Annotated in this window: 9 protein-coding genes and 2 pseudogenes; 7 read left to right on the top strand and 4 right to left on the bottom strand. The window is 69.5% G+C overall.

Annotated features, from left to right (window positions below; all coding sequences use genetic code 11):
- Nucleotides 1-8: 8 nt before the first annotated feature.
- The gene (locus IEY61_RS24495) at nucleotides 9-500 is read right to left on the bottom strand and encodes an SgcJ/EcaC family oxidoreductase (RefSeq protein WP_189048313.1); all 492 of its coding nucleotides are present in this window, start codon (nucleotides 498-500) and stop codon (nucleotides 9-11) included.
- Nucleotides 501-559: 59 nt separating this feature from the next.
- Between IEY61_RS24495 and IEY61_RS24490 the strand changes: the two genes are divergently transcribed.
- From IEY61_RS24490 to IEY61_RS24475, 4 genes are all read left to right on the top strand, one after another.
- Entirely contained in the window at nucleotides 560-1024 is a 465-nt protein-coding gene (locus IEY61_RS24490) for a MarR family transcriptional regulator (RefSeq protein WP_189048311.1), read from the top strand.
- 28 nt (nucleotides 1025-1052) lie between these two features.
- Nucleotides 1053-4304 carry an NACHT domain-containing protein gene (locus tag IEY61_RS24485; RefSeq protein WP_189048309.1) on the top strand — a complete coding sequence of 1084 codons (3252 nt, stop codon included), beginning with the start codon at nucleotides 1053-1055 and terminating at the stop codon, nucleotides 4302-4304.
- Between the two features lie 121 nt (nucleotides 4305-4425).
- Nucleotides 4426-5469 (top strand): glycoside hydrolase family 43 protein, encoded by a 1044-nt coding sequence (locus IEY61_RS24480; protein WP_189048307.1) that lies wholly within the window; start codon nucleotides 4426-4428, stop codon nucleotides 5467-5469.
- A 172-nt stretch (nucleotides 5470-5641) separates the two neighbouring features.
- A complete protein-coding gene (locus IEY61_RS24475) occupies nucleotides 5642-7123 on the top strand; it encodes a glycosyltransferase family 39 protein (RefSeq protein WP_189048305.1) in 1482 nt (493 codons plus the stop codon).
- A gap of 65 nt (nucleotides 7124-7188) precedes the next feature.
- On the opposite strand, the gene IEY61_RS24470 is transcribed toward IEY61_RS24475, so the two are convergent.
- Nucleotides 7189-8772, bottom strand: a complete 1584-nt coding sequence (locus tag IEY61_RS24470) for a metallopeptidase domain-containing protein (protein ID WP_189048303.1) — start codon at nucleotides 8770-8772, stop codon at nucleotides 7189-7191.
- Between the two features lie 159 nt (nucleotides 8773-8931).
- The gene (locus IEY61_RS24465) at nucleotides 8932-9684 is read right to left on the bottom strand and encodes a TioE family transcriptional regulator (RefSeq protein WP_229706414.1); all 753 of its coding nucleotides are present in this window, start codon (nucleotides 9682-9684) and stop codon (nucleotides 8932-8934) included.
- 54 nt (nucleotides 9685-9738) lie between these two features.
- On the opposite strand from IEY61_RS24465, the gene IEY61_RS24460 reads away from it, so the two are divergent.
- On the top strand, nucleotides 9739-11313 hold the full coding sequence (locus tag IEY61_RS24460) for a DUF6194 family protein (protein ID WP_189048299.1): 1575 nt from the start codon (nucleotides 9739-9741) through the stop codon (nucleotides 11311-11313).
- Nucleotides 11314-11347: 34 nt separating this feature from the next.
- Entirely contained in the window at nucleotides 11348-11956 is a 609-nt protein-coding gene (locus IEY61_RS24455; RefSeq protein WP_189048297.1) for a class I SAM-dependent methyltransferase, read from the top strand.
- Between the two features lie 128 nt (nucleotides 11957-12084).
- Here the strand turns inward: IEY61_RS24455 and IEY61_RS24450 are convergent.
- Nucleotides 12085-13465 (bottom strand): annotated as a pseudogene (locus IEY61_RS24450) (non-reducing end alpha-L-arabinofuranosidase family hydrolase).
- Between the two features lie 292 nt (nucleotides 13466-13757).
- On the opposite strand from IEY61_RS24450, the pseudogene IEY61_RS24445 reads away from it, so the two are divergent.
- Nucleotides 13758-15477, top strand: a pseudogene (locus IEY61_RS24445) (cellulose binding domain-containing protein).
- Nucleotides 15478-15533: the final 56 nt, after the last annotated feature.

The raw sequence follows: 15533 nt of genomic DNA, 5'->3' as shown, positions 1-15533 counted from the left end.
TGCTGATCTCAGCTCATCGCGGCGCGCCGGCCGATACCGAGTCTGTTGGCGAGGCGGCCCATGGCCTGGGCCATGCGGGAGGGCAGGGAATCGGGGTCCGGGATGCCGACAGGTCGTACTCGGCCGTTGTGCAGCGCGGTGAACCGCCATCCGTCCTCGGCGCGCACCGCGACAAGAGTCTGCCGTGACAGCCGTCGCTTGGGCAGCGTAGAACGCCAGGGCATCAGGACCGATGCGGTGCCGTGAATGACGGCGACGTCGTGGTGGACGTAGCGAATCGACTCGATACCGCCGACCAGTGCGGATCCGGCGAGTACACCGCGGAAGAGCTGGTCGTGGGCGTGCTGCATGGGCAACTTGCCGATTGCCCGGGTGCCGTCGTAGGAGACGTAGTCAGAGTCCTCGGTGAAGCAGGCGGCGTACGCGGCTGCGTCGTTGTCGGTCCATGCCTGCATCAGCCGGTCGAACAGCGCCGCGATCGCGTGGTCGTCGGTGGTCATCGGTACTCCCTCGCCCGTAGACTTAGATCGTCGGACTTTACGATAACAGGAGGTTTCGAGTGTCGAAAGATGAGTTGGTGCGCGAGGTGGCGACCAGCCTGCGCCTGTTGCAGCAGAGCTTCGACGCGTTCGACGAGGCCGCTGCCACAGCGCTCAAGCTCAACCGCACGGACCTACGGGCGCTGGATCTCCTGCTGGCGGGCAGCACTCCCCTGTCGGCGGGCCAACTGAGCGCTGCGCTGAAGCTCAGCCCTGCCGCCACCACCACGGTCATAGACCGGCTGGAGCGAGCCCGCTTGGCTGGCCGAATTCAAGATCCTCACAACCGGAGGCGCATCCTCGTCGCCGCAACCGACACGGCGCGCGAAGTCGAGCAGGACGTCTACGCTCCGGTTGGTGTCGCCGGCGCCAAGGCTCTGGCCGGATACACCACTGAGCAGCTCGCCATCATCCTCGACTTTCTGCGCGTTGCTCGTCACGTCCAGGAAGAGCAGGCGACCCGGTTGACTTCCGCCCGGCCGTGAACGGCCGCGGCTGCGCCATCATGTAGCGATGCCGCATTGTCTGTCCTATGCCGACGCCGTCAGGATCCTGGGTGGCCGCGGGCCGCTCGCGAAGGCCGTCGACAATCTGCTCGGCGGCGCGCTCACCGTGGCGACCGCGGGCGGCAGCGATCTCGCGATCAGCCTCTTCGACGCCAAGGCCGAGGTGATTCGGCTCGGCAACCTGGTCACTGCCAAGATCAGTGATGCCGTACGCGGGCTGGGGCGCCACGACCGCAGCGAGCGGCTCCAGGCCGCGCACGCCGTCCTGGTGATCACCGCGTTCTTCGAAGAGCTCGACGAGTGTCTGACCACGGCGGGCATACGCAGGCCCGACTTCACCCGGGACGACCAGATCGAATTCGCCGCCGGCCGAGGCGAGGGCACGCTGGTCGAGCACTTCCTGCGTGCGCCCGTCCCGCTGCCAGCGCCCGACCTCCCGTACGCGAGCCTCCTGACCGCGCTGAAGGGCTGGTTCGCCGATCAGGCGGCACGAATGGGCCGCCATCTCACCGGGCTGGCCGTCTGGGACCGGGCCGACGAGCGTGCCCGCCGCACCCTGGCCGACCTGCTCGACCGACGGCTGCCCGATGCGGCCGTCACCCGCTACGACGAGATCCATCGCCGCCTCGCCGAGGAGATCCCCGAGTTCGCGCTCTGGGCTGATCGCCTCGAGGCGCGCGCCACCACCCGCGGCCTGGAACGTCTCGAGGCGCTGCTGCTGCGGGCCGGCTCGGGCCGCGACCCGGGCCGGCACCGGGCCGCGCTGGCCCACGCCTATCGCGCCGAGCTCGACCGTCCCGTCCTCGACGGCGACCCGGGGAAACTGCACCTGCCGGCGCTCGGAAACGTCTACCTCGATCCGCGCTTTCGGGTCCGGGCGGCCGATCCGGGCGCCCGTCCCGCCGACGACCAGTGGTGGGCCGGCGCCGAGGTTCGCGACGACTTCGCCGGCTTCCTCGCCGCCCACCTGACCACGACCCAGGCCACCGAGGCTCCGATGCTGCTGCTCGGCCAGCCGGGCGCCGGGAAGTCCTCGCTGACCCGGATCCTCGCCGCCCGCCTGCCGGCCGGCGACTTCTTCGTCTGCCGGGTCCCGCTACGCGAGGTGCCCGCCGAGGCGGAGATCCAGGACCAGATCGAACGGGCCCTGCGCCTCGCGATCGGCGAGACGGTGTCCTGGGTTGAACTCTGCCGCGACGCCGACGGCGCCCTGTCGGTCATCCTGCTCGACGGCTTCGACGAACTCCTACAGGCCACCGGCCTTCATCAGTCCGACTACCTGCATCGGGTCGCCAGGTTCCAGCAGCGGGAGGCAGCACTGGGTCGCCCGGTCGCGGTGATGGTCACCAGCCGGATCGCCGTCGCGGACCGCGCCCGCCTGCCGGCCGGCGCTCTCGCCGTACGCCTCGAGCCGTTCGACGACACCCGGATCGCTCGCTGGCTGACCATCTGGAACGAGACCAATCCGCTCGTCAAACCCCTGGTGCCGGAGGTGGTCCTCCGTTTTCGCAATCTCGCCGAACAACCGTTGCTGCTGCTCATGCTCGCCCTCTACGACAGCACCGGCCACGCTCTGCAGGACGATGCCTCGGGCCTCGACGCCGGTCAGCTCTACGAGCGGTTGCTGGCCTCGTTCGCCGAGCGTGAGGTGCGCCGGGTACACGCGGGACAGCCCGATTCGGCCATATCGGGGCTGGTCGAGCAGGAGCTGCTGCGCCTGTCGGTGGTCGCCTTCGCGATGTTCCACCGCCTGCGACTGTGGGCCACCGAGCGCGAACTCGACGACGACCTCGCCAGCCTCGGCATCAGCCCGTCACGCCCGGGCCGCGCCGAGGCGTTCCGCAGCCCGCTCACCGCCGGCCAGGAGATGATCGGCCGGTTCTTCTTCATCCAACGTGCCCAGGCCGTTCAGGAGGACCAGACCCGGCAGACGTACGAGTTCCTGCACGCGACCTTCGGCGAATACCTCGTGTCCCGGCTCATCGTGCAGGCCGTCCGCGACACCGAGGCGCGCGAGTCGGCGCGCACGCTGGCCCTGCGCCTGAGCCCGTCGAACGACGACGACCTGCTGCGCTGCCTGCTCGGCTTCACGCCGCTGACCGCCCGCGCCACCGTCCTGCCGTTCATCGCCGGGCTACTCGACGGCCCCGACCGCGACCGCATCCGCGCTTGGCTGACCGGCCGCACCGCCCAGGCCGTGACCCGCCCGCAGTACGCCGAAAGCCGCTACCGCCCGGTCGACAAGCGCATCGACCACTGGATGGCCACCTACTCGTTCAATCTCCTCCTGCTGACCCTGGCCTGCGGCGGCAGACTGCGCGCGTCGGACCTGTTCACCCGGGCCGGCGACCCGGCGGCCTGGCTGCGTAACTCGGCTCTGCAGTGGCAGGCCGCCGTTCCCAGCGGCATGTGGATGGATACCATGAAGCTCCTCAAGGTCACCCGCACCTGGCAGGACGGCCGCCGCGACATCGTCCTCGAACACGCACCCGACTGGACGGCCGGCTGCGACCCGACGGACGTCTACTGGATCAACAGGCTGGAACCCGGTGAGGGCGGCGACCTGCCCTTCAAGGCCGCCTTCGAGTTACCGCTCGCGCTCAGGTCCATGCATCTGAGCAACCACATGAGCGACGACACCCTGCTGCACGCCCTGGAACCGTTGATCCGTCGGATACCCGCAGCGTTGACCCAGTTCACGGCGGCGGACGACAGCAAGCACAGGTCGGCCGCGCACTGCCTCATCCGGATGTGGCTGGCGGTCTCGCTGCACGTCCCCGCAGCGGAACTGATCGCGGCCTGCCACGACGCTTCCTCCGCCGTGGCGGACCTGGCCTCATTCGAGGGAGGGACTACGTCGGCCGTGGCGGACGCCACGGAGATGGTGCTGGCCACGATGCGCGCCGCCGCACACCGTCTGCCGCCAAGAGAGGTGTGCGCGATGGTCCATGAGTTGATCGACGAAGCGGGCATGACTCCGCGCGCGACGGCCAGTGCGATTGATTGCCTGGTTGCGTCGAGGGCCACGGACGACTGGTACGGCGCCGGGCTCGCCGCGGACCTGATCCGAAAGCACCCACACCGCATCGACGGTCCCGTGCTCGTCCCGGCGTTGCGGGCGATCGTCGGTGGCGAGGGAGCCGAGCATGCCCACCTACTGGCGGTGGCCCTGATCGAGGCCGGACGCCGACCGGAAGTCGAACATGCCGCCCCGGACCTCACCGAGCCCTTGTTCGCCCGACCACGAGAGCACAACTGAGGGGAAACATTTGTTCGGCCGTCCGGGTTGTCCCTGGGGTCTGCTGCCCTCCGGAACCGGATTGGACAAAGCTCTCTTGGTCGACGTTACGGCTCGTCACAGCCGATACCGCCGCGTCGCGATGATCGGAACGCTCGTCGTCGTCATCGCGGCGATGCTCGGCTCCGGGCTCCGCTGGTACGACCCCGCGGTGGGATCCGTCGACCCGCAGAACTTCGTCAACCCCGTTCACGCCGCGGACAGCCCGGATCCGCAGGCCATTCGGGTCGGCTCGACCTGGTACCTGGTGCACACCAACAGCGGCGGGTCGAACGTGCCCGTGCTGACCTCGCCGGATCTCGTGACGTGGGCGCCGGCCGGCGACGCGCTGCCCACCCTGCCGACCTGGGCCGACCCCGGGCGGACCTGGGCACCGGAGATCATCGACAGCGCATCGGGCTACCTGCTCTTCTACAGCGCCGCCGACCGCGCCTCAGGCACCCAGTGCGTCGGGCGGGCGGTCGCCGACGCACCCGCCGGACCGTATCGGGACCACTCCACCGCTCCCCTGGTCTGCTCGCCGGATCAGGGCGGCGCGATCGACGCCAGCCCGTTCCGGGACAGCGACGGCAGCCTCTGGCTGGTCTGGAAGAACGACGGCAACGCCATCGGCGCGGACACCTGGCTGTGGTCGCAACGCCTCACCGACGACGGGCTGCACCTGGTCGGCGAGCCGACGCGGCTGTTCAAGCAGACCAGCGCGTGGGAGGGGGCGGTGGTCGAGGCACCCTTCTTCTGGCGCCACGACGGCCGGCTCTTCCTCTTCTACTCGGGCAACGACTACGCCTCGAAGGCATACGCCGAGGGGTACGCGACCTGCGACACGCCCGCCGGCCCCTGCCAGAAGGCGCCGGAGAATCCCATCCTGCGCAGCGACTCCGCGGCCGCCGGCCCCGGGCACGCCACCATGGTCGAGGACGACGGACGCACCTGGCTGCTGTACCACGCCTGGCAACCGGGCGCTGTCGGGACCAACTCGCCCGGCCGGCAACTCTGGCTCGACGAGGTCACCTGGGAAGGGGGTCGGCCCCACGTGCACGGTCCGACCGGCACTGCCCAGCCGCGCCCCCTCCCGCCGGTGGACGGGGACGCCGCACTGACGGCGGGAGCCACTGCGCCGTCCTGACCGGGACGGCCCCCTGCGAACTCGGCGGATCACTGCGGTTCGGCGCGCCCGAATCGGGGAAGCCACCGCCGTCGGTGACCAACGGCGCGGGGAAAGGCAGTGGAATGACGTACCGCTCGGGCGGCGGTGGCCGGGCGGCCCCGACCGGTCCGAGGGCGGATCAGGGTCGGCGATGAGCGCCGCGCGCCGGCGTACGCCGGTGGCCAGGTGGCCGGGATCCTCGGGCGGGAAGGTGCTGATCGCGCTCGTCGCGCTGGTGCTCGCTGCCGGCCTTGTGCTGCGTTTCTGCGCCACCTCCCCGCTCTGGCTGGACGAGGCGCAGAGCGTGGCGATCGCCCGACTGCCGCTGCCTGAGATGTTCGCGGCGCTGCGCGGCGACGGCGCCCCACCGCTGTACTACCTGCTGCTGCACGGCTGGATGGGGCTGGTGGGCACCGGAGACTGGGCGGTGCGCAGCCTCTCCGGGTTGTTCGCCGCCGCCGCGTTGCCGCTCTGGTACGTCGCGGCCCGCCCCTCGAACGCGGGTCTGGTCACGCTGATTCTCGCGGCCGGCAATCCGTGGCTGGTGCGCTATGCGACCGAGGCCCGCCCGTACGCTCTGGTGATCCTGCTCGTGCTGCTCGGCGTCCTCGCCCTGGACGGGGTCCGCCGACGCCCCGGTCCGGCCCGGGCGCTCGGCCTGGCTGTCGTCACCGGCCTGCTGTTGCTCACCCACTACTGGGCGCTCTTCCTGTACGCCGTGGTCGGAGCCGGCCTGCTGGTGTCGCTGCTGCGGAAGCGTTCCCGCGCAGCCTGGTGGAGCCTCGGTGGGCTGGCCGCCGGGGCCGTGCCGTTCCTTCCCTGGCTTCCGACGTTCCTGTACCAGAGCCAGCACACCGGTACGCCCTGGATGGGACGCAGCGGCACCAAGGTCCTGCTCTCCGTGGTGACCGAGTGGTCGACCGCCGGCGTGTCCGTCGCCAGCGCGCTGGTGCTGGTCACCTGGCCGCTCATGACGTGGGGAGCAGTCGCGGACGGCCGTCGGGCCCGCCTGATCGGCGGAACCGGCGCCGCCACCCTGCTGCTCGCCGTCGCGGTGGCCTGGCTCACCGGGTCGGCGGTGGTCACCCGGTACGCCGCGGTCGTGCTACCCCTGGCGGTGCTGGTGCTCGGGGTCGGCGCGGCGCTGCTGCCGAGGTTCTGGATGATCCTGGTGGTCGCCGGTTTGGCGATCTCCTGGCTGGCGGTGGACGCCGTGCTGGTGGCCCGCCCCCGCACCGACGCCGGGGCCGTCGCTGGTCTGCTCAACCGGCAGGTCACCGACGCCGACACGGTGGTCTTCTGCCCCGATCAGCTCGGGCCCGACGTCATCCGGCGGCTGCGTCATCGGCCGCGACTGCTCAGCTTTCCCGAGCAGGAGTGGCCGGGCCGGCTGGACTGGACCGACTACCGGCAGCGGATCGAGACTCAGGACCCGGCCGAGCTGGCCCGGCAGGTGGCGGCCGGACCCGGCGGCGGAGCGGTCTGGTTGGTGCCCCGCTACGGCTTCCGCCCCTTCGGTGAGCGCTGCGAGCAACTCGGTACCGCGTTGACCGAGATGCTCGGGCCGCCAGAGCGGCAACAGGTACGCAGCGGCGGTGGCTCGGAGACGGTGTGGCGCTGGGCGCCGCGATAGACAGCATCAGCCTCGTGGATCCCGCCGTGCCAGCGGCGGGATCCACGAGGGCCTGAAGCGGGCGGTCAGCCTCCGGGACGCAGGACCCGGCTCGCCGCGGCGGCGTTGTCGGCCGCGGCCTGGGTGCGCTGGGTGCCGAGGACGCAGACATCGTCACCGATGAACGCATCCCGCCAGACGTACCCGGAGATGCAGGTGTGCGGCCCGTACGCCCCGTTGACCCAGCGCGACGCGGCCACCGCGTTGTCGGCGGCGACCTGGCTGCGGGTCGCACCGGTCACGCAGACGTAGTCGGACTGGTCGGCGCCGCGCCACACGTAGCCGCTGACGCAGGCGTTCGGCCCGCTCACCAGCCGGGCCGGGTTGCGTCGGCTCGCCGCGGCGGCGTTGTCGGCGGCGGCCTGGGTGCGCTGGGCGCCGGTGACGCAGACATCGTCACCGGCGAACGCCTCCCGCCAGACGTAGCCGGAGATGCAGGTGTGCGGCCCCGACGCCCCGTTGACCCAGCGCGACGCGGCCACCGCGTTGTCGGCGGCGACCTGGCTGCGGGTCGCACCGGTCACGCAGACCAGGTCGCTGGGGCGGGCCGCGCGCCAGACGTACCCCTGCAGGCAGCGGTTGATGATATCGGTGGTGATGGTGACGGTCGCGTTGTTGCCGGCGCGGCTGTTCACGCTGATCTGGACCCCGTCGGCGTTGAGCGACTGCGCGGGGCCGCCGCCGGCTCCGGTGCGCAGCAGGTACGGGGTGCCGTTACGGACCTCGTGCAGCAGGACGGTGTCGGCCGGGATGGCGGCACTCCAACCGGTCTTACGGCGGTACTCGACGGTGTAGTAGTTGAACAGGTCACCGGGGTTGAACGGAATCCGGACGAGCTGCGGTCCGGCCGCCGCCGGCGTCTCCAACGCGGCAAGTGAGATGGTTCGCGAGCCGACCCCGTCCGCGCCCATCGTGAAGATCCGGTTGCTCGGCAGCCAGCCGAGTTCGTCCCGGTGCGGGCCGTTGAGCCCGACCGCGCTGGTGCCGTAGTTCGCCGTGCCGAAGGCGTAGATGTGCATCGCGCTCATCTCGTCCCACGGATCGTCGTACTCGCCCGGCTGTGACCAGGACGCGTTCTGGTACGTGGTGTCGTTGGAGAACGAGTGGCCCAGGCCCATGCCGTGCAGCATCTCGTGCGCGGCGAAGCCGACGTTCCACGCGCCGGGGTCGAGCAGCACCCGGCCGCCGGAGGCGCCCGAGTCGACCCAGTCGTTGAGCATCACGGCGATCCGGTGACCGGCCGGCACGGTGTAGCCGTTGGCCGCCGCAGTGTCGACGCACCGCTGGATCCGCGTCCACCGGTCGATGGTCCGGTACTGGTCCAGCGTCCAGGACATCGTGTACCAGCCCCGCACGGCCGAGCCGGCCAGTGAGACCCGACCGCCCGACTGGTCGGTGAAGTAGTCGGCCACGCCGCCGGTGCCCGCACCCGTCGAGGTGAGGAAGTTGGCGAAGAACGACGCCGGCTGCGGGGTGGCGGGCCGGTCGCTGAACCGGCACAACAGAATCGACCAGGGCGTGTTGTTCCGGATCGGGGTGGCTGACGCGGGCCCTGCCGTCACGAAGACGGCGCCGACCAGGGCGCCGAAAAGGGCGAGGGTACCCGCCATGACCCTTCGGGCGACTCTCGAACGCAACGCGAACCTCCATTGTGGAAAGCGTCCCGGGAGGTCGGGACGGTGCGAGCATCAGACACCGAGAGCCGACGGTTTGGCGTAGCCAAGTCGGGTTACCGACCAGCGGGCATCCGACGATGCGCCGCAGCCTGGTCAGTACGAACCGGTCCGCGCGGTGGGTAACCTGTTGATTTCGTCGATGTACTCGGCGAGCCGGGCAGCCCCGGTGAGCATGGCCTGGCCGCGCTCGGTGAGCCGTCCCCGCCACTGGTGCAGCGATGCGGCGAATGGTTCGGCCCCACCGGCGTCGCGCACCCGGCGCAGCACGCCGGCGATGTGATCGAGCCGGTACCCGCCGCGGCGCAGCAGGTGGGCGAGTTCCGCGTCGCGGACGTCGTCCGGCGAGTAGCGGCGGTGGCGGGTGGCCGGGTCGCGCGCCGGCTGCAGGATCCCGGCCCGCTCCCACTTGCGCAGGGTCGCGGGCCGTACGTCGAGCCGATGTGCCAGCACGCTGATCGGCACAACTTTCCGGCCCTGCGGTTGTGGATCTGTCGCGGTCAGAATCGCGACCGCCGCCTCGACCGCGTCCAGGGTCTCCCGGTCGCGCTGCAACAGGGCATGGCTGCGGTCGATCGTACGCAACGCCAGGTCCATCTCGCCTCGGTTGACGGCACGCATGATCTCGCCGCTGGCCGGGTAGCCGTGGCCGGCGATCAGCGCCAGGTAGGCGCTGAGCGCCTTGGCGTGCACCTCGGTGAACCGGCGGTAGCCGGTCGGGCTGCGCCGGGCCGGCGGCAGCACACCATCTCGTTCGTAGTTGCGCACGGCCTGCGCGGACAGGCCGTGGCGGCGCGCGAGGTCGACTGGTCGGCATACCCCCGGGTTGGAGGGTTTCGTGGCTGTCACCGCGCTCCATCGCTCGTAAGTTTCAACCGCTGGTTCAACGATACGGTTGATGCAATGACCACTCTTCTCGACCTGTTTGCCGTACCGCCGACCCTGCTCGCGCTCGGCGAGCCGACGCATGGCGAGTCCGCGTTCCTGCAGATCCGTAACGAAACCTTCATGTCGCTGGCCGAACATGGCTACCGGTCGATCGCGCTGGAAAGCGACCGGGCCGCGGGGCTGATCGCCGACGAGTTCGTCCAGGGCTCCGCGACCGTCACGCTCGACCGTGCGCTCGCCGATGGATTCAGTCACGGGTTCGGCGCCGCCCCGGCCAACCGCGACCTGCTGCTGCGGATGCGCGAGTGGAACGCCGGGCGGCCGGCTTCCGAGCACCTGACGTTCCACGGCTTCGACGCCCCGCTGGAGACCGAGGGTGCCCCGAGTCCACGGCGCCACCTCACCCAGGTCTGCGACTTCCTCGGCCTCGACCGATCAGCGGAGATCGACGACCTGGTCGGCGACGAGGGCCGGTGGAGCGACACGGCCGCGATCTGGGAGCCCGGCAGGTCGATCGGGCGCTCGGCGGACGCCCAGCACCTGCGGGTGATCGCCGACGACCTGCTGACCGAGCTCTACCTGCAGGCACCCCGACGGACCGAGGGCTGGCAGGCGGCGTTCGTACACGTCACGTCCGCGCTCGCCGTGCTGCGCTACCACGCCGCAGCCGCCGCACCTCTGCCGCGTGAGGAACGCTTCGCCCGCCTGGCCGGGGTCCGGGACGCGTTGATGGCCGAGAACCTGCTGGCGATCCGCGCGGCCGAGGCAGACCGCGGACCCACGCTGGTCTTCGCGCACAACGCGCACCTCCAACGCCACCTGAGCACGATGACGATGGCCGGTAGGGACGTGTCCTGGGCCGGGGCCGGCGCGATCATCGCATCGCTGCTCGGCGACCGGTACGCGGTGATCGTCGGCAGCCTCGGCGCGAGCCCCGCACTCGGCATCGAGGCACCCGCCCCGACCACTTACGAAGGCAGACTCCAGCAGGGGTCCAACCTTCCCCGGTACGTCCACGCATCCGAGGCGGAACCGGCCGAGCGCAGAACTCACGACTACCGCTACTTCCCGCTCGATGAGGCCACCATCGACAACGCCGACGCGGTGCTGCACATCCCGACTGGCGTCGACGCGGCCATGCTCGCCGATCGGATCCGCGCACTGCCCGGCGTCGAGCAGCTCGTGGCGAGCAAGGAGAACGGATCACCCGAGGGCTCCTGGGGCGACCGGTTCTTCTACGTCGGCCCGGACCGGCGCCAGCCGTTCGCCACCATCGTCGAACAGAACGTGCCCGGCTTCGACGAGGCCTCGGAGCTCGACCGCCCCGGCGTGTTCCGCCTCAACCTCGACCTGGGCCGGGCCGAATTCGAGGCACTGTTCGGCTTCCCACCCGGGGACTTCGAGGACCACCGGCACGAATTCGACTTCGCCAGACTGGACATCGTCGTGCCGCACCCCGGCTACGCGCTGTACGGCTTCGGTAGCGTCGTCATGCCCGGCCCGCAGATGCTGCCCGAGATCGACCGGGTGCTCGCGATCGCCCACGCCCGCGCAGTCGACCGCCACGAGCGCGCAGCGCGCCGCAGCTGACCATCAGGTTTCGTAGTGCTCATATGATCGCCTGGTGAACAGGGAGCAGGTCCGGCAGGCGTACGCATCCGTCGCGGAGCTCTACATCGGGCTGTTCGGGACGAGCCAGCAGGTACACCCCGACGACCTCGCCTTCATCGGCCGGCATCTGGCGGGGCGACCCGGCACGGTGCTCGATCTGGGCTGCGGGCCTGGCCACATCACCGACCACCTTCGCTCACTGGGCGCCGACGCAACGGGAATCGACATGGTCCCCGAGTTCATCGCCCACGCGCAGGCAGCGCACCCGACCGGTAGCTACCAACTCGGATCGATGGACGATCTCGCCGTTGCCGACCACTCGATCGCCGGCATCCTGGCCTGGGGCTCGTTGATCCATCTGCCGCCGAACGACCTCGACGGCGTGCTCGCTGAGTTCCGGCGAGTAATGACCCCGGATGGGACGTTGGTGGTTGGCTTCTTCGTGGGTGATGAGGTCGCCGCCTTCGACCACAAGGTCGTGACCGCCTATCGCTGGCCCGTTGACGAGTTCTCCGAACGACTGGCGCAAGCCGGCTTCACGGACGTGGAGCGCCTACAGCGGCCCAGCGAAGGCACCCATCGGCCACACGCCGCCATCGCCGCACTCGCGACCGCAGGGTGAGCCGAGCGGAAAACAGCGGAGCTCCTGGTCCCGGGTGTCTTGGTGAGACGACCCTCTTCACCGGAGCTCCGCTGCTTCACATCCGCGGCGCGCCTTGACGCGCCAATAACCTGACCATCACCAGTTCGTCACCGTTGCAGGGTCAGCAGACCCGGGCGGTAGGGCAGGAGGCCGTAGTCGCCGCCGGAGCTGGGGGAACGCCCCTGGTAGAGCAGTTGCAGGTTGCAGGGGTCGATGGTCATGGTCTGGTCGGCGTTGCTGCGGATCAACTCACCGTGGCTGATGTCGTTGGTCCAGGTCGCGCCGCTGTTGGCCTTACCCGCGAAGGGGTTGCTCTCACTCGTCGCCTGCGGCGTCCACGTACCACCCAGGCTGGTGGCCGTGAACGACCGGAAGTACCGACCCTGCGAACCGATCGCCTCGACCAGCATCAGGTACCGGTTCTGCCCCTGCAGCTTGTAGACCTGCACCCCTTCGAACAGGTTGTTCGTCGTGTCGGTCATGATCGTCGTGTAGTTCGACCCGAAGCTGCCCGGGAAGTTCCCGATCGGCATGCTCGCCCGGTAGATCCGGCCGTTGTCCCCGGCGAAGAACAGGTACATGTTCTGGTCGTCACCGATCACCGCCTGATCGATCGGACCCGTGCCGGAGTTGGAGATGCTGCCGGAGAACAACGTCTGCGCCGACGACCAACTGTTCACGTTCGCCGGGTTCGTCGAGGTCCGGTACGAGAACGCCGGGCCGCCCCACTGGTAGGCCAACACCCAGACGTTGCGCGGCGCGAAGTAGAACAAGCTCGGCGCGACAGCCGCGAACGGCATCTGGTTCTGACTGGCCGACCCCATCTGGTTCCAGTTCGAGAACAAACCAAAGTTCATCGAACCCCACGTCGAACCCGTGTCATGCGTCGTGGCGTACACCAGGTGCTGACCGTTGTACGGCGCGTGCGTGAAGTCCTTCAACGACACCCACCCCGACCTCGGCTGCGCCAACGCACCCGACGACGACCACCGGTACGACGACGGAAGATTGCACGTACCACCCGGCGGCGGCGTCGTCGGAGGCGGCGGCGCGGTGGTCGGGGGCGGCGGTGCGGAGGTCGGTGGGGTGGTTGGTGTGGTGCCGCCGGTGCAGGTCACGCCGTTGAGGGCGAAGCTCGTGGGTACGGGGTTGCTGCTGGTCCATGAGCCGTTGAAGCCGAACGAGGTGGAGCCGTTGGTGGGGATGGCGCCGTTGTAGCTGACGTTTTTGGCGGTGACCGCGGCACCGCTCTGGGTCAGCGTCGTGTTCCACGCCTGTTGGACGGTCTGCCCGGCGCCGAAGGACCACGTCAACGTCCAACTGGTCATCGGATCACCCAGGTTCCTGCCACTGCGACGACACGGCGTAGTTCACCGAACAACCCGCCGCCGCGGCACTGGCCGGCAACGCCACGGCGGCCGCCGCCGACGCCAGCAACGCGACGCCGACCGACGCCAGGCCGACCTTGATGGGCTTGAATCTGAACATAATGCACCCTCCTGACGGGATGACAGTTTCACATTGGCGACTGTCGCTAGGTGAGTGAACGTTAACAGCTGCGTCGGGTATATTACGGGAGCGCTCCCACCCCCTCAACCATCCGTTGGAGGCAAGGCCACGCGGCGCAGGTCGATCAGATAGTGAACGTTCCCAGCGAAGGGACGGGTGATCCGCCACCGAGCCGGGCCACTCCTGCGCGCCCTGAGCGAACTCGGACCCAACCACCAAGTCGCAAGATTTCCCCCACCCCCACCCCCACTCCGGAAAGGGCACAGCAGCGATGAGACACGCCCAGAGAAGACTCAGAGTCAACGCCGCTCGGGTGTCGGCCGGTGCCATGCTCCTGGCGTCGGCTGCGGTCGCCGTGGCACTGCCCGCCGGCGCGGCAGCTGCGGGTTGTTCGGTGAACTACGCCGTGTCGTCGCAGTGGCAGGAACCTGGGTGATCCGTTGACCAGTTGGACGTTGACGTGGTCCTTCGGCGCCGGGCAGACCGTCCAACAGGCATGGAACACCACGCTGACCCAGAGCGGTGCCGCGGTCACCGCCAGGAACGTCAGCTACAACGGCGCCATCCCCACCAACGGCTCCACCTCGTTCGGCTTCAACGGCTCATGGACCAGCAGCAACCCCGTACCCACGAGCTTCGCCCTCAACGGCGTGACCTGCACCGGCGGCACCACACCAACCACCCCACCACCGACCACCTCCGCGCCCACGACGTCGCCCACGACGGGGCCGACGACCGGGCCGAGCAACCCGCCCCCCACCGGGCCGGCGGACATCACGGTCAACAGCGCCACCAGATATCAGACGATCGACGGGTTCGGGGCTGCCACGCCGATCTGGGGCGGCACCTGGTCGACGGCTGAGACGCAGACGCTGGTCGGGTTGGGGGCCAACCAGCTCGGGCTGTCGATCGTGCGTACCGGCATCTCGCCGGTCTCCGGTGAGTGGTCGACCCAGGTGAACGCCTTGCGTACGGCGAAGTCCGCCGGATCGGGGGTGAAGATCCTCGCCTCGCCCTGGACGGCGCCGGCGGCGTGGAAGACGAACAACAGCCGGGTCAACGGCGGCAAGTTGCGCACCGACCGCTACGCCGACTACGCGAACCACCTGAACAGCTACGTCCAGTACATGCGCGACCAGGGGGTGACCGTCGACGTCACCTCGGTGCAGAACGAGCCGGACTGGCACCCGGACTACGACTCGATGGACTGGAGCGGCACCGAACTGCGCAACTTCGTACGCGACCACGGTGCGCGGGTGCAGAACACCAGACTGATGGTCGCCGAGGCGGTGAACCTGAACTACAGCTACACCGATCCGACCCTGAACGACACGACCGCCCGGAACAACATCGGCTACATCGGCGGCCACCTGTACGGCACCGAGGCCTCGGGGCGGCTACGGTCGTACCCCCTGGCCGACCAACACAACAAGCCGGTGTGGATGACCGAGTGGAACCTACACGAGGCCGACGGCAACGGCTCCAACATCTGGGGCAACCCCGGCAACCAGGCGGTCTGGAACGAGACGCTCGACGACATCATGCGTACGGTCCACAGGTCGATGGAATCGAACTGGACCGCCTACATCTGGTGGTACGGCAAGCGTTACTACTCCTTCATCGGCGACGGCGAAGCGGCCTTCGGCACCACGGCGGGGGCTCCGCTGAAGCGCGGGTACGCCTTCTCGCAGTACGCCAAGTACGTCCGCCCCGGCTACCAGCGAGTCGCCCTGACGAAGAGTTCAAAGGCCTCGCCGCTGGAGGTGACCGCCTACTCCGGTGACGGGAAGACCACGCTGGTGATCCTGAACCGCTCGACCAGCGCGGTCAACAATGCCGTGATCCAGGTGCCGCAGGACATCACCCGTGCGGAGCATTACCTCACCTCGCAGAACGCCAATGCGGCCAGCCAGCCGGTCAGCCTGAACGGCGGACAGGTCAGCGTCAACGTCGGCGCCCGCAGCATCTCCACCGTTGTGCTCACCCCCTGACCAGTCCTCGGCGACCTGATCACCTCGTGGTGGGCGTGCGGGTGTGTGTCTGCACC

The sequence above is a fragment of the Micromonospora sonchi genome (genome assembly GCF_014646235.1).
Lineage (GTDB): Bacteria > Actinomycetota > Actinomycetes > Mycobacteriales > Micromonosporaceae > Micromonospora > Micromonospora sonchi.
This window is presented reverse-complemented; position numbering and strand designations above follow the sequence as displayed.